At 64.3% G+C, this 16715-nt stretch carries 17 protein-coding genes; 7 read left to right on the top strand and 10 right to left on the bottom strand.

Translation table 11 applies throughout. The features are described from left to right. Nucleotides 1-8: 8 nt before the first annotated feature. Nucleotides 9-770, bottom strand: coding sequence for a hypothetical protein (locus CS1GBM3_RS14350; RefSeq protein ID WP_072396124.1), 762 nt, complete (start codon nt 768-770; stop codon nt 9-11). 166 nt (nt 771-936) lie between these two features. On the opposite strand from CS1GBM3_RS14350, the gene CS1GBM3_RS14345 reads away from it, so the two are divergent. Next, complete coding sequence (locus CS1GBM3_RS14345; RefSeq protein ID WP_171946501.1) at nt 937-1638, top strand: alpha/beta hydrolase; 702 nt, start codon at nt 937-939, stop codon at nt 1636-1638. Between the two features lie 120 nt (nt 1639-1758). On the opposite strand, the gene CS1GBM3_RS14340 is transcribed toward CS1GBM3_RS14345, so the two are convergent. Further along, nucleotides 1759-2076 carry a hypothetical protein gene (locus CS1GBM3_RS14340; RefSeq protein WP_083567606.1) on the bottom strand — a complete coding sequence of 106 codons (318 nt, stop codon included), beginning with the start codon at nt 2074-2076 and terminating at the stop codon, nt 1759-1761. A 144-nt stretch (nt 2077-2220) separates the two neighbouring features. Then, complete coding sequence (locus tag CS1GBM3_RS14335) at nt 2221-3456, bottom strand: argininosuccinate synthase (protein WP_072396122.1); 1236 nt, start codon at nt 3454-3456, stop codon at nt 2221-2223. A 254-nt stretch (nt 3457-3710) separates the two neighbouring features. Between CS1GBM3_RS14335 and CS1GBM3_RS14330 the strand changes: the two genes are divergently transcribed. Continuing rightward, nucleotides 3711-4502, top strand: a complete 792-nt coding sequence (locus tag CS1GBM3_RS14330) for a hypothetical protein (protein WP_210186218.1) — start codon at nt 3711-3713, stop codon at nt 4500-4502. Nucleotides 4503-4544: 42 nt separating this feature from the next. On the opposite strand, the gene CS1GBM3_RS14325 is transcribed toward CS1GBM3_RS14330, so the two are convergent. The 4 genes from CS1GBM3_RS14325 to rlmN form a co-directional block, all read right to left on the bottom strand. Next, on the bottom strand, nt 4545-5147 hold the full coding sequence (locus CS1GBM3_RS14325) for a hypothetical protein (protein ID WP_072396120.1): 603 nt from the start codon (nt 5145-5147) through the stop codon (nt 4545-4547). Nucleotides 5148-5286: 139 nt separating this feature from the next. Next, a complete protein-coding gene (locus CS1GBM3_RS14320) occupies nt 5287-5718 on the bottom strand; it encodes a hypothetical protein (RefSeq protein ID WP_072396118.1) in 432 nt (143 codons plus the stop codon). A 44-nt stretch (nt 5719-5762) separates the two neighbouring features. Further along, the gene (locus CS1GBM3_RS14315) at nt 5763-6185 is read right to left on the bottom strand and encodes a hypothetical protein (protein WP_072396116.1); all 423 of its coding nucleotides are present in this window, start codon (nt 6183-6185) and stop codon (nt 5763-5765) included. Nucleotides 6186-6191: 6 nt separating this feature from the next. Beyond that, nucleotides 6192-7421 (bottom strand): dual-specificity RNA methyltransferase RlmN, encoded by a 1230-nt coding sequence (gene rlmN / locus CS1GBM3_RS14310; protein ID WP_072396114.1) that lies wholly within the window; start codon nt 7419-7421, stop codon nt 6192-6194. A 155-nt stretch (nt 7422-7576) separates the two neighbouring features. Between rlmN and hisS the strand changes: the two genes are divergently transcribed. Continuing rightward, entirely contained in the window at nt 7577-9079 is a 1503-nt protein-coding gene (gene hisS, locus CS1GBM3_RS14305; RefSeq protein ID WP_072396112.1) for a histidine--tRNA ligase, read from the top strand. Nucleotides 9080-9240: 161 nt separating this feature from the next. On the opposite strand, the gene htpX is transcribed toward hisS, so the two are convergent. Next, nucleotides 9241-10197 carry a zinc metalloprotease HtpX gene (gene htpX / locus CS1GBM3_RS14300; protein ID WP_072396110.1) on the bottom strand — a complete coding sequence of 319 codons (957 nt, stop codon included), beginning with the start codon at nt 10195-10197 and terminating at the stop codon, nt 9241-9243. Nucleotides 10198-10316: 119 nt separating this feature from the next. Between htpX and CS1GBM3_RS14295 the strand changes: the two genes are divergently transcribed. Both CS1GBM3_RS14295 and CS1GBM3_RS14290 read left to right on the top strand, forming a co-directional pair. Beyond that, complete coding sequence (locus CS1GBM3_RS14295; RefSeq protein WP_072396109.1) at nt 10317-10541, top strand: DUF1674 domain-containing protein; 225 nt, start codon at nt 10317-10319, stop codon at nt 10539-10541. Between the two features lie 107 nt (nt 10542-10648). Next, complete coding sequence (locus CS1GBM3_RS14290) at nt 10649-11374, top strand: extensin-like domain-containing protein (protein ID WP_083567604.1); 726 nt, start codon at nt 10649-10651, stop codon at nt 11372-11374. Between the two features lie 25 nt (nt 11375-11399). Here the strand turns inward: CS1GBM3_RS14290 and CS1GBM3_RS14285 are convergent, their stop codons facing one another. Together CS1GBM3_RS14285 and acnA are read right to left on the bottom strand one after the other, a co-directional pair. Then, complete coding sequence (locus tag CS1GBM3_RS14285; RefSeq protein ID WP_072396107.1) at nt 11400-12152, bottom strand: DUF1223 domain-containing protein; 753 nt, start codon at nt 12150-12152, stop codon at nt 11400-11402. Nucleotides 12153-12334: 182 nt separating this feature from the next. Continuing rightward, nucleotides 12335-15064, bottom strand: coding sequence for an aconitate hydratase AcnA (gene acnA, locus CS1GBM3_RS14280; protein ID WP_072396105.1), 2730 nt, complete (start codon nt 15062-15064; stop codon nt 12335-12337). A gap of 224 nt (nt 15065-15288) precedes the next feature. Between acnA and ccmA the strand changes: the two genes are divergently transcribed. Continuing rightward, a complete protein-coding gene (ccmA, locus tag CS1GBM3_RS14275) occupies nt 15289-15960 on the top strand; it encodes a heme ABC exporter ATP-binding protein CcmA (protein ID WP_072397525.1) in 672 nt (223 codons plus the stop codon). Beyond that, nucleotides 15957-16625: a heme exporter protein CcmB gene (gene ccmB, locus CS1GBM3_RS14270; RefSeq protein WP_072396104.1), complete on the top strand. Its 669-nt coding sequence runs from the start codon at nt 15957-15959 to the stop codon at nt 16623-16625. Before ccmA ends, ccmB begins: the two co-directional genes overlap by 4 nt. Nucleotides 16626-16715 lie beyond the last annotated feature (90 nt).

Here is a 16715-nt window from a genome sequence, read left to right as displayed (position 1 = left end):
CGATCTGCCTAGCGCTTCTGCTGCTCCTCCGCGTGCAGGCGCCAAAGGAACTCTTCGACGTCCGGCTTTCGGGGCGCATCGTGCGCTTTGTAGAGCGCAAGCTGGCGCGCTTCGATCCTGCCCGCTCCCCGTGTGGCCCCCGGCTTTTTGAGACGGCGCGCGACCGAGGCGGTGAGCGGATTATCAGGCTCCTTCAGGTCAAGCTCCTCGAGGAAATTCTCGCGCAGCGCATAGAACGACTGCAGAATGGCATCGCGGGCGAGCTTCTTTTCCTCTGGTGGAATGTCCGGGCGTTGCCGTGGATCGAGCGTCTGCAGTGCGCGGCGCATGTCATGCAGCGGCGCATACGGATAAAGCCCGATGAGCTCGTCCGTCTCTCCGACGTTCGCATAGACGATGCGCATGTTGTCGATGGTTTCGGAGATGCGGCAGAACGCGGCGAGATAGTCGTCGGTCGAGACGTACGGCTTCTCGCAATAGGTGAACAGCGCCGACTTGGTGCGGACGATGCCGCGCCATTCCTCCTCCAGGCTCTCCACGAACTTGGACCGTTTCTGGAAGACGTTGGCGAGATAGGCCGCGACCACAGTCACGAACACCAGCGCCATGTCCTTCAGATACTCGTAGAGATCCAGCGCCGCCGTTTTGATCGGCGTGCCGGCGATGCCGGGAATTCGATCGGCGAATCTCGCGCAGAGCGCGATGAGGAGAACAAGGCCGAGGCCGACGTAGGCGCGGCGGAGCGTGCGGTTGAGCGAGGCGCGGGTCATGGGAGGTCAAGCTGGCTGAGACGAAGGCGAGGCATGGTGATCGCGCGACGATGACATTTCAAGGGCCGTGCGATCGGCGACCTTCCCGGTCACGGTTTGCGCCGAGGGATAGGACATCCGGAGGCCCTTCCCTTGCTGCCAACCGCGTAAAATGCCAAGGGAAGACATGATCGACCCGCATCTCGCCGGCCGCCTCACCTTTCGGCACAGGAAGCCGACCAAGGCGCCGCTTCCGCCAGGCCGTCACGATCTCGGTCTTTTCGAGGAGCGAGATTATGTCATGGTCGTGCCCGACGGCATCGATGCGACCAAACCCACGCCGTTCATGGTCCTGTTCCACGGCGGCGGAGGGAGCGCCGAAAAGATTTTGCCGATCATGAAGCAGCACGCCGAGGACAACAAGTTCCTGCTGCTCGTGCCTCAATCGCTGTTGCCGACTTGGGACATCGTCATCGCGGGCAATGGACCCGATCTCGAGCGGCTCGACATCGCGCTCGCAGAGGTCGCGTCACGGTTTGCGCTCGATCCCGCTCGCTTTGCCTTCGCCGGGCATTCCGATGGCGGCAGCTATTCCTTGTCGAACGGGCTTTGCAACGGCGATTTCGTCACGCATGTATTGGCCTTTTCGGCGGGCTTCATGACCGCCCTCCACCAGGAGGGAGCGCCGTGCGTCTTCATTGCTCACGGATCCAAGGACGAGCAGACGCCTGTCGAAACGGCCGGCCGAGCGCACGCCGCGCGCCTCAAGCAAGCGGGCTACGACGTCGTCTACATCGAGCACGACGGTCCGCACAAATCGCAGCCGCACATCGTCGAAGCAGGCGTCCGATACTTCCTCAGGTATCCGACTGCGACTGTCGGATCGTAGCAGCGCGATCTTCCCGAGCTGGTGGATTTCGGCCAATCCGTCTCCACGCTACGCGCCAAAGAAAAATGCCGGGGATGTGATCCCCGGCATGATCTGCGTCACAACGTTGAGGCTGCCGGCTTATGGGCAGAACCAAACGGGGCCGACGACGATGCAGCCGCGCGTCTGCCAACCGTAAGGACGCGCGGAGTAACGACGCCAACCCGCAGGCGCGCGGTTGTAACGGTGGCCAGCGCGGTAGCCGTGACGGTGGCCCTTGCGGTAGCCCTTGCGATATGCGCGGCGCTTATCATTGCGATACTGAGCCTGATCAACAACGCCGGTTTCGAGAGCCAATGCGGCCTTAATCCCCGTGGGAGCCGAAGGAGCGGCGCTCGCGGGCGTAACGCCCACAAGGCCGAGCAAAGCAGCCGAAATGGCAAAAGCAGCAATCTTCAACGCGAATTCTCCTTGTTCTTGTTCCGGCGTATGATTGAATAACGGGGCTTACGGAACGAGGGTTCCAGGCCCTTGTGTGGAGTAACGACCGAAAGCGACATTTTCCGTCGCTGTCGTCTTCCTCACCAAAATTGTAAGGTTGCACTACCTACGGTCGCGCGCGGCGAGCGTCCGTAGTCTGAGCGCATTGAGCTTGATGAAGCCCTGCGCATCCTTCTGGTCGTAGGCGCCTTTGTCGTCCTCGAAGGTGACGAGGTTCGGCGCATAGAGCGACTTCGGGCTCTCACGTCCGACAACGATGACATTGCCCTTGTAGAGCTCGAGCGTCACCTCTCCCTCGACGTGCTCCTGCGACTTGTCGATGGCAGCCTGCAGCATCTCGCGCTCTGGCGAGAACCAGAAGCCGAAATAGACGAGCTCCGCATAGCGCGGCATCATCTCGTCCTTGAGATGCATCGCGCCGCGGTCGAGCGTCAGGCTTTCGATGGCACGGTGCGCCTGCAGGAGAATCGTGCCGCCCGGCGTCTCGTAGACACCGCGCGACTTCATGCCGACGAAGCGGTTCTCGACGAGGTCGATGCGGCCGATGCCGTTGTCGCGGCCGAGGTCGTTGAGGGCCTTGAGCAGCGTCGCCGGGCTCATCCGATTGCCGTTGAGCGAGACGGCGTCGCCCTTTTCGAAGCCGATCCTGATCGTCGTCACCTTATCCGGCGCATCCATCGGCGAGATGGTGCGCTGATAGACGATCTCAGGCGCCTTCTTGGCGGGATCCTCCAGCACCTTACCTTCGGACGACGAGTGCAGCAGGTTTGCGTCGACCGAGAACGGGCTCTCGCCCTCCTTGTCCTTGGCGACCGGGATCTGGTTCTTGCGCGCGAACTCGATCAGATCTTCGCGGCCCTTGAAGGTCCACTCGCGCCAGGGTGCGATGATCTTGATGCCAGGCTCGAGCGCGTAATAGGTGAGCTCGAAGCGGACTTGATCGTTGCCCTTTCCGGTGGCGCCGTGGCAGACGGCGTCGGCACCGGTCTGGCGCGCGATCTCGATCTGCTTCTTGCCGATCAGCGGGCGCGCGATCGAGGTGCCGAGCAGGTAGATGCCCTCATAAAGCGCGTTGGCGCGGAACATCGGGAACACGTAGTCGCGGACGAACTCCTCGCGCAGGTCCTCGATGAAGATGTTCTCTTTCTTGATGCCGAGCATCTCGGCCTTCTTGCGCGCGGGCTCGAGTTCCTCGCCCTGGCCGAGGTCGGCGGTGAAGGTCACCACCTCGCAGCCGTAGGTCTCCTGCAGCCACTTCAAGATGATCGACGTATCGAGGCCGCCCGAATAGGCGAGCACCACCTTCTTAATGTCCGGCTTGCCGTCTTTCGCGCTCATGGCCTCGGTCTCTTTTCCTCTCGGTGTGTGTTCAGAAGCGCGGGCACTATAGGCACCCGCCCCGTCGCCGCAAGGCGCACTCCGTCCCAGCGTCCCCACAGCAAAATCTGCCAAGTGTGCACAGGCTTTAGTCTACGGAGGGGATTTTCTCCATCGTCTTGCCGTGTTTTTCTGCATCAAACGCTATAGTGTGGCGGCGTATATGCACAGGTCATAGGCATCGGCAAGATGCCTAACGTTCGGGGGGAACGACTGTGAGAAGAACATCAGCCGCAGTGCTCCTTTGCGGATTCATGTCGGGCGGACTTGTTGCGGGCGTGCAGCTTTCGGCCGCCCAGTCGCCGGCGCCTGCTATCACCGTCAAAAGCGTGCCGGATGCCCCAGCGCCAACCGGCGCTCAGCCGGCGCCCGCAGCCAAAACCCTTTCCACCGGCGGCGAGGTGCTGCCGTGGGCCAACAAGCCGCTGACCCCGGTGGCGGCCCTGCCCGAATCCGATTTCGCGGCCGTGGAAGCGGCGGCCGCGCAATGCAGCGGCCTCTTCGAAGCGGCCTGCCGCGACCTCAAGACGTGCGCTTGGGTGGCGGATGTCACGTTCAATGACGGCACGCTGGTGCCGGCCCGTTGCGCCGCCCGTTCGCCGGTGCCCCCGAAGAAAGCGGCTAAGAAGAGCACGCCAGCCAAGAAAAAGGAGGCTGCGGCTTCCGCGCCCAACGCTCAAGCGACTGCCGTGCCAGTCGTTACGGGGTCGGAGAGTGTCCCGCAAAATACTGCCCGGGTTGTCGAGCGTGTGGATGACCCGCCGCCGGCCCCTCCTAAAAAACAAAAGCCTGCGCCCAAGCCACGGATAGACGCCAAAGCGACACCGGCGCCGCAAAAGACTGAAAAGCCTAAGGAAGAGCCCGAGCAGCAAGCGGAAGCCGCGGCTGCCCCGGAGAAGCCTGCTCCGTCGGAGCCCAAGTCCTCGCCGATGCCGTCGTTTGGGTCGATCGGAGGCTTCGGTGGCGGCAATGCGGTGGTCGTTACGGTGCCGCCGAGCAGCGAGTAGGGGCGGCCCTAACCTGGCCGGCCCCTATTGCTCAGAACCACATCAGGCCCAGGGGAACTTAAAGGTCACCGTGAACGGCGCCATGAACAGCGCCCCGAGCCACGCCTTCGGCGAGATGACCTGCGACACGGCGAATCCGCTGTCCGAGCGATAGGCTGAAAACGTACGGTCGATGCTCTCCTGCGCTGCCTGCGCGGCATCGAGGGCGGCGACATTTGCCTCGGCGGTCGGCAACGCCACCGAGCGTGGTACGCCAGCGGTCATCATTGCATAGGCCATGGGCCAGCTCGCGGGGTTGCCCTCAAGCGGGAACATACCCCACCAGGCCCGCACGGGCGCGAACATGGGCGAGGCGGCCCAGGCGTTGGACAAGCGCAGGAAATCGGGCAGAGGAGGCGTCGCCGGGATGGTCGGCTCCGTCACCGCGGACCGATAGGGCCTCGGGCCGCTCACGAGTTGCAGGCGTGGCGAACGATCCCGGTCGGTGGTGTCCGCCGCGCGTGCGGCCTGCCCCCAAAAATCCAGCGCCTGATTGGTCAGCGCGGCATAGGCCGCCGAAGCGGCTCGGGCATACCCGAAGGCCGCGGTTGCGTAACTGCGAGCAAAGCGCCCGGAAAGATCAGTATCGACGTGCGTCATCATCATCGACCTCAGCTCAGAATGTGAGTCGTCGGCGCGGATCCTGTTCGCATGCGCGATTGTGCATTGCAACAAGATACTCGCCGCCAGGGTTCCTGACAACGGGGTATTCCCCAGCCTTCACCTAAAGGCCCATTTAAAATTACTAAGTCTTTTCAGCGGTCGAGGGCCGGGGCTGTGGGGCCGCGAGTGCCCAGTAAGCAAGGCCGCCGACAGCGCCTGATGCGGCATAGGCCGCAAGTGCGTAAAGGTTCAGGATGGTCTGAGGGCCGGTCTCGCTGATGTACTGGACGAAAAATCCGGCGAGCCCGATGCCGACCCCGGCGGCGAGGAAGTAGAGGGCCGACCGCGCCGGGAGCCAGGCGGCGACCGCGGCAGCGAGAACCGCGAAGGGGATCGAGAAGACTGCGGTCTGGGTCGCGGCGAGTAGCGCCAGAAGGCCGAGGCTCTGCCAGCGCTCGGCTGACGATAGGCTAGCCAGGAGGTCACCGCCGGCCACGAAGAGCACCTGCACGGCGCCAGCAACCAGCACGGCAACCAAAAATCCGAACACGAAGCGGATCAGCGAGACCAACATTCCGGTGCCCCCTCAGCGCAGCCTACGAGGGACGGCGGTGCCGCTCAAGCGTTGCGTCCGGCGAGCAACCAGTAAACGAAGCCGCCCGCGAAGCCGGCGGTTGCGAACACGTGCCAGAGCGCCGGCAGTGCGTAGGTCATGGTGCCGGTATCGACGCGCGCGAGGAGCGGAATGATCGCCAGCGCGACGCCCCCGCCGACCATGTAGTAGAGCCAGGAGCGGATGCGGGCGACCTCGCCCACGAGGACGACGAGCAGGGCCGGGATCAGCGTCGCGCCGGAAGCGATGATGGTGCTTTGCCATGCGACGTCGTAGGCCGCCGACATGGTGTCGACCTCGTTGAGGTCGTGGATCGCATGCGTGACGTTCTCAAGCCCGAGCGTCACGAGCACGAACATCGCCGCGACCGTTGCGATCAGGAATGAGATCGGAACCCAGATCAGCCGTCCGATGGCTCGCAGCACCATGTGCGATCAGGCCCCGGGCTCTGTGGCGTCTACGGTGGGCTGAGCGCGCTCTCGCGCGCGCAAGCGCACGCTCTCACTCTTGAGCTGCCCGCAGGCGGCGAGGATGTCGCGTCCGCGCGGCGTGCGCACGGGGCTTGCGTAGCCTGCCTTGTTCACGATGTCGGCAAAGCGCTCGATGGTCTCCCAGTCGGAGCATTCGTAGCGCGAGCCCGGCCACGGATTGAACGGGATCAGGTTGATCTTGGCCGGAATGCCCGCCAAGAGCCGCACCAGCTCCTTGGCGTCGGCCGGGCTGTCATTGACGCCCTTCAGCATCACGTACTCGAACGTGATGCGCTTGGCGTTCGACACGCCGGGATAGGTGCGGCAGGCTTCAAGAAGCTCCTTGATCGGATATTTCTTGTTGATCGGCACCAGTTCGTCGCGCAGGTCGTCGCGCACGGCGTGCAGCGAGATGGCCAGCATGGTGCCGGACAGCTCGCCCCAGCGCGCGATCTCCGGCACGACGCCGGACGTCGACAGAGTGATGCGCCGCTTCGAGAGCGACAGGCCTTCACCGTCGGACGCGACCTCCATCGCCTCGCGCACGTTGTCGAAGTTGTAGAGCGGCTCGCCCATGCCCATCAGCACGACGTTGGTGATCTTGCGCTCGGTGTCGGGCAGAAGGCCGCCGTCGTCGGGCCGTTTGGCACCGGGCCAATCACCGATGCGGTCACGCGCGAGCAGGATCTGGCCGACGATTTCGGAAGCTTCGAGGTTGCGCACGAGGCGCTGCGTGCCGGTGTGGCAGAAGCTGCAGGTCAGCGTGCAGCCCACCTGCGAGGAGATGCAGAGCGTGCCGCGGTCGGCTTCGGGGATGTAAACCGTCTCGATCTCGGGAGCGCGCGCCTCGTGACCGCGGCGCGGCAGGCGGAGCAGCCACTTGCGCGTGCCGTCGACGGAGACCTGCTCGGTGACGATCTCCGGGCGATCGAGGGTGTAGCGAGCTTCGAGCTCGGTGCGCAGCGCCTTCGAAACGTCGGTCATCTCGTCGAATGACGTGGCGCCCGTGATGTAAAGCCAGCGCCAGAGCTGGGTCGTGCGCATGCGGAGCTGCTTCTCCGACACGCCGGCCACGGCCAGCGCCTCGGAGAGGCGCGCGCGGCTCATGCCAGCGAGCGTCGGCTTCGCGGGAGCGGCTGAGCTCCCGGCACCTTCGGCCACCTGGGGCAATGTATGGTCCAAAACCAATGTCATGACGCATCTTCTACCCATTTCACGTGCCAAGCGAAAGACCGCCCCGAGCGGCATAGTGGTAACCTTTTCCGAGGGGGGCCGATCCGGTATAAGGCGGCACGATTTGTTCCGGGCACGCCAGCTCGCGCCCTCCGACCCGAAAGATTTTCCGCCTCATGGCCAAGACCGACAAAAAAAGCGCCCCACAGCGTCCGAACGCCCGCCTGCCGAAGGGCATGCGCGACATCGGACCGGCGGAGCTGCGCCAGACGCAGGCCATGCTCGAAAAGATTCGCGCCGTTTACGAGCGCTACGGGTTCGAGCCGCTGGAGACCCCGGCGTTCGAATACACGGACGCGCTCGGGAAGTTCCTGCCGGACCAGGACCGGCCGAACGCGGGCGTGTTCTCGTTCCAGGACGAGGATGAGGATTGGCTTTCGCTGCGCTACGACCTCACGGCGCCACTGGCGCGTTATGTGGCGCAGAACTTCCAGGATCTGGCGAAGCCGTTCCGGCGCTATGCGACGGGGCCCGTTTGGCGCAACGAGAAGCCGGGGCCGGGCCGCTTCCGCCAGTTCACCCAATTCGACGCCGATACGGTCGGCGCCGAGAGCATCGCGGCGGATGCCGAGATGTGCATGCTGGCGGCGGACGCACTCGAAGCGCTTGGCATTCCGCGTGGGCAGTACGTGATCAAGGTGAATAATCGGAAGGTGCTCGACGGCGTGCTGTCGTCCATCGGCATCGATCCGACGAGTGCTGCCGACAGCGCGAAACGTATGACGGTCCTGCGCGCGGTCGACAAGCTCGACCGCCTCGGCCCTGGAGGGGTTGCAGAGCTGCTTGGCAAGGGCCGCAAGGACGAGAGCGGCGACTTCACCAAAGGCGCAGGGCTCGATTCCTCTTCAATCGAGAAGGTGCTGGCTTTCGTCGAGTCAGGTACGAAAGGCGATGCCGCGCTGGATGCCGTCGCTCCGCTGGTCACTGGCATCGAGATTGGAGCGCAGGGCTTGGACGAGTTGCGTGAGATCGGAGCACTCGTAACGGCGGCCGGTTACGGGCCTGACCGTATCAAGATCGATCCGTCTGTCGTGCGCGGGTTGGAGTATTACACTGGCCCGGTTTTCGAGGCGGAGCTGCTCATCGAAGCGAAGGACGAGAAGGGCAATCCGGTGCGCTTCGGCTCCGTCGGCGGCGGCGGGCGCTACGATGACCTCGTGGCGCGTTTCACGGGCCAGAAGGTGCCGGCAACGGGCTTCTCGGTCGGCGTCTCGCGCCTGCAAGCCGCACTCAATCTTATCGGGCGCGCGCCGAAGCCGGCACCCGGTCCCGTCGTCGTGACGGTCATGGATCGCGACCGCATCCCCGATTATCAGAAGCTCGTGCAGACGCTGCGCGAAGCGGACATCCGCGCCGAACTCTATCTCGGCAATCCGAAGAAGTTCGGCCGTCAGCTCGAATATGCCGACAAGCGCGGTGCGCCCATAGCGGTGATTCAAGGTACGAATGAGCGCGAGGCGGGCGAGGTGATCCTCAAGGATCTGATCGAGGGCGCCAAGGCGGCCGCCGCGATCACCGACAACAAGGAATGGAAAGAGGCGCGGCCGGCGCAGGTCTCCGTCAAGGAGGCCGATCTCGTCGTGGAAGTGCGCAAGATCCTCGCGCGCCATACGGACTGAGCGCAGACACAGGCTCTCGGCACAACCGGCCGTTTCGGGGACGTCGAAGTTTGCTCCCCTCACTACCTACGCGCAAAAATCGACCTCTCCCCAAGGGTGGGGAGAGGTCGATGCTAGGCATGAAGCCTGATCGGCGGATGAATGAGGGGCGGCTGACGACCTCAGCCCCAGGGGCCAGCGCTCCGCGACGGGCCCGACCACGGACCCTCCGGTCCACTCGGACTGCTCGATACCGCGCCACCGCTCAGGTCGATGCCGCTGCGCGTCATCTCCTCGGCCAACGCCTCGAGAGCCGCGACGCGGTTCGCTGTGTTCGGGTGGGTCGAGAACAGGTTGTCCATGCCCTGCCCGGTCAGCGGGTTGATAATGAACATGTGCGCCGCTGCGGGGATCTCCTCAGCCTCCTCGTTCGGGATGCGCTTCACGGCGCGCTCGATGCGCAGCAGCGACGCGGAGAGCCAACGCGGGTTGCCGCAGATCAGGGCCCCCATGTGGTCCGCCTGATACTCGCGCGAGCGGCTGATGGCCATCTGCACGAGCATGGCGGCGAAGGGCGCCACCAGCATGGCGAGGATGGCGCCGATCATGCCGATGCCGCCGCGCTCATTGTTGTGGCCGCCGAACAGCGCGCCGAACTGCAGATACTGCGCCAGCATCGAGATGGCGCCGCCGATGGTTGCGGCGACCGTCATGGTCAGCGTGTCGCGGTTCTTGATGTGCGCAAGCTCGTGCGCGATGACGCCCGCGAGCTCCTCGCGCGGCAGCGCCTCGAGCAGGCCCGTCGTTGCAGCAACGGCCGCGCGCGAGGGGCTGCGGCCGGTTGCAAACGCGTTCGGCTGCGGATTGTCCATAATGAAGACGCGCGGCATCGGTAGCTCTGCGCGGCGCGCAAGATCGCGCACGAGGCCATAATATTCGGGCGCGGTGCGCTCATCCACCTCCTGGGCGCCGAACATCTTCAGCACCATCTTGTCGGAGTTCCAGAGGCTGAAGAGGTTCATGGCAAGCGCTACGACAAAGGCGATCACCATGCCCGTCTGGCCGCCAATCGCGGCGCCCATCGCCACGAAAATCGCGGTCAGGGCCGCAAGCAGCATTGCGGTCTTGGTGTAGTTCATCGGCATTCGGTTCAACTCCCAGATGTCGATCTACGCAGGTGCGTATCGTCCGAGATGCTATATAGGTAGCGGATCGGCCCATCGCCAGCACCCCTTAACGCCCGGACTACGCATCTGAAATGACGCCGCCCGACGAAAAGAACCCCTCAGTATCCGAGTCAGCGCCGGCGGCCCGAAAGCCGTTGTCGCCCGCAGCCCAGCGCGCGCTTCAGGAGGCGGCCGAGCGCCGGGCCGCAGCCGAGACGCAGCGCGCCGATCGCCCAACGGAGATCAACGGCCCGGCAGGTCCCGAGCCGACACGCTACGGCGACTGGGAGAAGGGCGGCATCGCCAGCGATTTCTAATCCGTGCGCATTCGCGCGCAGACTGACGAACGCTTGGTGAAAGGCAGTTCCCACCTCCCAAGAAGCGCTTTAGGCTATCCGCGGGGCAGACATCGGGGCGGGGAGCTATGCAAAGGCAAGCGCGGCGAAAGCCACGGCGCATTCTTTCGAAGCTGTTTCTCGCGCTCGTGCTGCTCGTTGCCGTGGTCGGCGGCTACTGGTTCGGCCTCATTCCGCAGCGCTGGAGCCCGCTCAGTCCGATCTCGCTCGACGAGCGACCGCCGTTCCTCGTCGATCCGAGACTTTCGGTGCTGCGGTTCGATCCGGCGCTCTGCCACGCAATCCTCAAAGAGCCCCACATCGATGCGAGCCCGATTCCGGACCGTGCGACGGGCGCCAATTGCGGTTGGACAAATGCGGTCAAGTTCACCCATGTCGGGGGGGCGCAGATCGGCGTCGAGCCGTTGACGTGCGAGATGGCGGTGGCGCTCACGCTGTGGGTCGAGCACGAGGTGCAGCCGCTCGCCCGCGAGATGTACGGCCAGGAGGTCGTCCGCCTCGGCGATATGGGTACTTACGACTGCCGCAACATCGTCGGAAACCCGATGTGGAAGGGAGTGCGCAGCGAGCACGCCTCCGCCAACGCCATCGACATTTCAGGATTCACGTTCGCGAACGGACACAGCATCTCGCTCAAGCGCGACTGGAAGCGACAAGGCAAGGATGCCGAGTTCCTGCGCGCGGTGCACAGGCGCTCGTGCCGCTATTTCCGCGTGTCGCTCGGACCCGATTTCAACGCCGCACACCACGATCATTTCCACTTCGACCGCGGCCTCATGTGGTCGTGCCGTTAGGCGGCAACCCGACGCCAAGCGCCGGTCAGTCGCCGAGGCGGGCGGCACCGATGATGGGGCCGGTGTTCGCCTCCTGGATCAGCACGACGAGATCCTCGGTCTCCGGCCGCATGATGGCAGCCCGCGCGAGCCGGATGGTTGTCGGGCGGCCATTCCAGACGCCGACCGGCGTCAGCTCGCGAACGACGTTGTAGTAGGTCAGCGTCTTGCCGGCGTTCTCGCCGGACTTCACCACCACCTGTGCCGACTTCTGTACCACGGCGAGCCAGATGGTCGCTTCCTTGGGCTCGGAGTCGTTGGGCGCGGAGCCGGCCTCGATGATGATGCTGTTGCCGTAGTGCCAGAAGTGCACGGGCACACGGCTGCTGGCGAGGGCAGTTTCGCTCGCGCGGATGGCGCGGTCGATTTCGGATTCGCTTGAGCCTACGACCTCAACGGCGCCGTTGACCACGGCCTGGGGCGTGTAGACGGTGCCGATGCCAAAGCGCTCGGCATATTGGCGCTGGCGCTCCGCGTTGCGCGCGCCGGCCAGCGTATCCTTCCAGCCGAGATAGTCCCAGTAATCGACCGGGAGCGTCAGGCCGACGATGTTCTTCTGGTCGATGTACTGCTTCAGCAGCGCATCCGCCGCCGGGCAATCGGAGCAGCCTTGGCTCGTGTACATCTCGATCACGGCGTGCGGCGGCCCGGTCAGTCGCCCATTGGCTGACTGCTCCGGCTCCTGGGCCGGTGCGAGCGCGGGCGCAATCAGGATGCAAGCGATGGCGGCGCTCACCATTCGGCGCATCGGATGAGGTGCCTTTGACCCAAGCGTTGTTCTTGCGTGACCCGACCACGGCTCACGCGCTCGTCCGAAGAAATAGGGGCTCTCGCGGAAACGGTCCAGACCCGAGCACCGCGGTCTACGCGGGACGCTGGTATTTTCCCTTATTTTACCGTGCCCCGGCGCGGCCCCTCCGGTTACGCCGCGAGGTTGCGCAGCACGTAGGGCAGGATGCCGCCGTTCTTGAAGTACTCGATCTCGTCGAGCGTATCGATCCGGCAGATGAGCGGTACGGCCAGCGTGGTGCCGTCACCGCGCGTGACCTCGGCCTCGATGACTTGGCGCGGGCGGACGTTGGCGAGACCGCGGATGGTCACTTTCTCGCTGCCGTCGAGTCCCAACGACTGCCAGCTCGTGCCGGCCTCGAACACGAACGGCACGATGCCCATGCCGACGAGGTTCGAGCGATGGATACGCTCGAAGGACTGCGCGACCACCGCCCTGACGCCGAGCAGGTTGGTGCCCTTCGCAGCCCAGTCGCGGGACGAGCCGTTGCCGTATTCGACACCGGCGAAGACGACCAGCGGCACTTCCTCCTCGGCGTAACGCTGCGCCGCGTCGTAGATGGCGAGACGCTCGCCTGAGGGCTGGTGGATCGTATAGCCGCCCTCGATGACGTTGCCGGCCGCGTCCGTTACCATGTGGTTCTTGATGCGGATGTTGGCGAACGTGCCGCGCATCATCACCTCGTGATTGCCGCGCCGCGTGCCGTACTGGTTGAAGTCTGCAGGCTCGACGCCCTCATCGAGCAAGTATTTGCCGGCGGGCGAGGCAGCCTTAATCGAGCCGGCCGGCGAGATGTGGTCGGTGGTGATCTTGTCGCCGAACAGCGCCAGGATGCGTGCGCCTTCGATGTCGGTGATCGGTCGGGCTTTCTTCGTGATGCCCGTGAAATACGGCGGATTCTGCACGTACGTGGACTTGCCGTCCCAGCTGTAGGTAAGGCCCGAGCCTGCCTTTATCGAGCGCCAGTGCTCGTCGCCGTGAAAGACGTCGGCGTATTTCGACTTGAAGAGGTCGCGCGAGATGTTCTCAGCGATGAACGTCTGCACCTCCTGGTTCGAGGGCCAGATGTCCTTGAGGTAGACCGGCTTGCCGTCCGAACCGGTGCCGAGCGGCTCCGTCGAGAGGTCGTGCTTCACCGTGCCGGCGAGCGCGTAGGCGACGACGAGCGGCGGCGACGCGAGGTAATTGGCCTGCACGTCGGGGCTGACGCGGCCCTCGAAGTTGCGGTTGCCCGACAGGACGGCGGCCGCGACGAGGTTGTTGTCGTTGATCGACTTCGAGATCTCCGCCGGAAGCGGACCCGAGTTTCCGATGCAGGTGGTACAGCCGAAGCCGACGAGGTTGAAGCCGACCTTGTCGAGATCCTGCTGCAGGCCCGACTTGTCGAGATAGGCGGCGACGACCTGGCTTCCGGGCGCCAGAGAGGTTTTGACCCACGGCTTAGCCGTGAGGCCGCGGGCGATGGCGTTGCGTGCCAACAGTCCCGCCGCAATGAGGACGGACGGATTCGACGTGTTCGTGCAGCTCGTGATGGCGGCGATCACGACATCGCCGTGGCCGAGATCGAAATCGCGGCCTTCGACGGAAACGCGCTTATCGGCCTCACCCGGCTTCTTGTACTCGGTGTCGAGCGCGGTCAGGAAGCCCGACTTGACGTCGGGCAGAGCGATGCGCCCTTCCGGACGCTTCGGCCCGGCGACGGACGAGACGACGGTCGAGAGATCGAGCTCGAGCGTATCGGTGAAGACGGGATCGCCCACATCCTTGGTGCGGAACAGTCCCTGTGCCTTGGAATACTCCTCGACCAGGGCGATGCGCGCGGGATCGCGGCCCGATATGGTGAGGTAGTTCAGCGTCTCGCCGTCGACAGGGAAGAAGCCGCAGGTGGCGCCATACTCCGGCGCCATGTTGGCGATGGTGGCGCGGTCGGCCAGCGTCAGGTGATCGAGGCCGGGGCCGTAGAACTCGACGAACTTGTTGACCACGCCCTTCTTGCGCAGCATCTGCGTGACGGTGAGCACGAGATCGGTGGCGGTAACACCTTCCTTGAGCGCGCCGGTGAGGCGGAAGCCGATCACTTCGGGAATCAGCATCGACTGCGGCTGGCCCAGCATGGCTGCCTCGGCCTCGATGCCGCCGACGCCCCAACCCAGCACGGCGAGCCCGTTCACCATCGTGGTGTGGCTGTCGGTGCCGACGAGCGTATCGGGATAAGCCAACGTCTCGCCGTCGGTGCCGTTCGCCGTCCAAACCGTCTGCGCGAGATATTCGAGATTGACCTGATGGCAGATACCGGTGCCGGGCGGCACGACGCGGAAGTTGGCGAAGGCGTCCTGGCCCCACTTCAGGAACACGTAGCGTTCGCCGTTGCGCTGATACTCTAGCTCGACGTTGCGGCCGAACGCCTCCGGGCTGCCGAACGCATCGACGATCACCGAATGGTCGATCACGAGATCGACGGGCACTAGCGGATTAATCTTCTTAGCATCTCCGCCGAGCGTCAGCATGCCGTCGCGCATGGCGGCAAGATCGACCACGGCCGGAACGCCGGTGAAGTCCTGCATCAGGACGCGTGCTGGGCGGAAGCCGATCTCCTTCTCCGCCTTGCCCTTGTTCTCCAGCCAGTCCGACACGGCTTCGATGTCGGCTTTGGTTACCGAGCGACCGTCCTCGTGGCGCAGCAGGTTCTCAAGCAGCACCTTCATCGCGTAGGGAAGCCTCGAGATGCCCTTGAGGCCGTTCTTCTCAGCCTCGGGCAGCGAGTAGTAGACGTAAGTCTTGTCACCGACCGTGAGCGTCTTGCGGCACTTGAAGCTGTCGATTGAGGGCGGCACAGACGAGACGGTCGTGGAAGCGCTCACGTTTCTTCTCCTTGTATGCGGTATTCGTGATGGACGGATGCTGGAAGCACCAGTCGTGTTGCGCTAACGAGTCTGATTGCGTGCGCGCAGGCCTGCCGGAACACTTTTTGCTGTGGCGAACCTTGAAGCAAGCCAATTATATAGGCAGCCAAAGTCGAGAACCAGCACAGTCGTGCTTGTAAATTTTGCAGACTCGCTTTGTCGCAGCGGGGCCCGTCGAGCGCTTGCATCTTCATGCGGACAATTTGTCGGTCGAGCGCGGAACGCGCACGGTCATTGCGGGACTTTCGTTTACGGCGAAAGCCGGCGAGGCGCTACTGATCGTTGGTCCTAACGGCGCAGGAAAGACAACGCTTATTCGCACACTGGCGGGGTTCATCACGCCCACAGCGGGAAGGATAACGCTTAAAGACGACAACGACACTCGGGATACAGACGAGACCGACGTTGCCGCACGCTGCCACTACGTGGGGCACCTGACAGGCGTGAAGGCTAATCTCACTGCGACCGAGAACCTCATCTTCTGGGCAACCTATCTCGGCCAGCTTGGCAACCGTGACGCGATCCGCAACCGCGTCGACGACGCGCTTTCGCACTTCGGTCTTTCGTCGCTTGCCGACTATCCCGCCGGGCTGCTGTCGGCGGGTCAGAAGCGGCGGCTGGGTCTTGCGCGCCTCTCAGTCGCCGCTCGTCCGATCTGGCTTCTCGACGAGCCGACGGTGTCGCTGGATACGGCCTCGACCGAGCTCCTCGCGCGCCTCATCCAGGCGCATCTCGCGAATGGCGGACTGGTGATCGCAGCGACACATCTCCCGCTCGGCATCGAGCAAGCGGCCTATCTGCGGCTAGGGACAAACGGGAGCACCAACGCGCTGTCGGGCGAGGGGGCGCCATGAACCTCTTTCTCGCCCTCTTGAAACGCGACCTCACATTGGCCGTACGCGAGGGCGCGGCGCTCGGCACGGCGCTCGGCTTCTTCCTCGTTGTTGTCGCGATGCTGCCGCTCGGGCTTGGGCCGGACCTCAAGCTTCTGTCGCGCATCGCGCCTGGGATTCTGTGGATCGCGCTTCTGTTGGCGGCGCTACTGTCGCTGCCGCGCCTTTTCGAAGCCGATCACGAGGATGGCTCGCTCGAGGTCATGACAACGTCACCCTTGCCGCTCGAGCTGGCGGTGGCTGCCAAAGCGCTCGCGCACTGGATCTCGACCGGCATCCCGCTGGCGCTCGTGGCCCCGGTGCTCGGACTGATGCTGAACCTGGATCTCGGGCTGACGCCGGCGCTTGTCGCGACCATGCTGGCTGGCACGCCGGCGATCAGCTTTCTCGGCAGCGTCGGCGCCGCGCTAACGCTGAAAGCCCGCCGCGGCGGTCTCCTCCTCGCGCTGCTCGTGCTGCCGCTCTATGTGCCGACCCTGATCTTCGGCATCTCCGCCATCGGATTTGCCGGTCTCGGCCAAGAGGGGTTCGCTGCCTCCTTTTTGATCCTTGCGGCGATATCTGTGGCATCAGTGGCGCTGGCCCCGGTTGCGGCGGCGGCGGCGCTCAGGCTTCAGATGTCTTAGAAGCGGCGCGGATCCGTGCCAGACGTAGGGGCAAGCCTCTCGCCGCCTTAACGTTGTTTAACGTGCTTCAGATCGGAAAACCGGTTCCCA

This window comes from Hyphomicrobium sp. CS1GBMeth3 (assembly GCF_900117455.1).
Taxonomy (GTDB): domain Bacteria; phylum Pseudomonadota; class Alphaproteobacteria; order Rhizobiales; family Hyphomicrobiaceae; genus Hyphomicrobium_C.
This window is presented reverse-complemented; position numbering and strand designations above follow the sequence as displayed.

Bases quoted from the DNA above. Each gene is read 5' to 3' on its own strand.
- CS1GBM3_RS14325 (WP_072396120.1), bottom strand. From the start codon at position 5,147: ATGATGATGACGCACGTCGATACTGATCTTTCCGGGCGCTTTGCTCGC.
- CS1GBM3_RS14285 (WP_072396107.1), bottom strand. From the start codon at position 12,152: ATGGTGAGCGCCGCCATCGCTTGCATCCTGATTGCGCCCGCGCTCGCA.
- rlmN (WP_072396114.1), bottom strand. From the start codon at position 7,421: ATGACATTGGTTTTGGACCATACATTGCCCCAGGTGGCCGAAGGTGCC.
- CS1GBM3_RS14350 (WP_072396124.1), bottom strand. From the start codon at position 770: ATGACCCGCGCCTCGCTCAACCGCACGCTCCGCCGCGCCTACGTCGGC.
- CS1GBM3_RS14345 (WP_171946501.1), top strand. From the start codon at position 937: ATGATCGACCCGCATCTCGCCGGCCGCCTCACCTTTCGGCACAGGAAG.
- CS1GBM3_RS14335 (WP_072396122.1), bottom strand. From the start codon at position 3,456: ATGAGCGCGAAAGACGGCAAGCCGGACATTAAGAAGGTGGTGCTCGCC.
- CS1GBM3_RS14320 (WP_072396118.1), bottom strand. From the start codon at position 5,718: ATGTTGGTCTCGCTGATCCGCTTCGTGTTCGGATTTTTGGTTGCCGTG.
- CS1GBM3_RS14290 (WP_083567604.1), top strand. From the start codon at position 10,649: ATGCAAAGGCAAGCGCGGCGAAAGCCACGGCGCATTCTTTCGAAGCTG.
- CS1GBM3_RS14315 (WP_072396116.1), bottom strand. From the start codon at position 6,185: ATGGTGCTGCGAGCCATCGGACGGCTGATCTGGGTTCCGATCTCATTC.
- hisS (WP_072396112.1), top strand. From the start codon at position 7,577: ATGGCCAAGACCGACAAAAAAAGCGCCCCACAGCGTCCGAACGCCCGC.
- htpX (WP_072396110.1), bottom strand. From the start codon at position 10,197: ATGAACTACACCAAGACCGCAATGCTGCTTGCGGCCCTGACCGCGATT.
- CS1GBM3_RS14295 (WP_072396109.1), top strand. From the start codon at position 10,317: ATGACGCCGCCCGACGAAAAGAACCCCTCAGTATCCGAGTCAGCGCCG.
- ccmB (WP_072396104.1), top strand. From the start codon at position 15,957: ATGAACCTCTTTCTCGCCCTCTTGAAACGCGACCTCACATTGGCCGTA.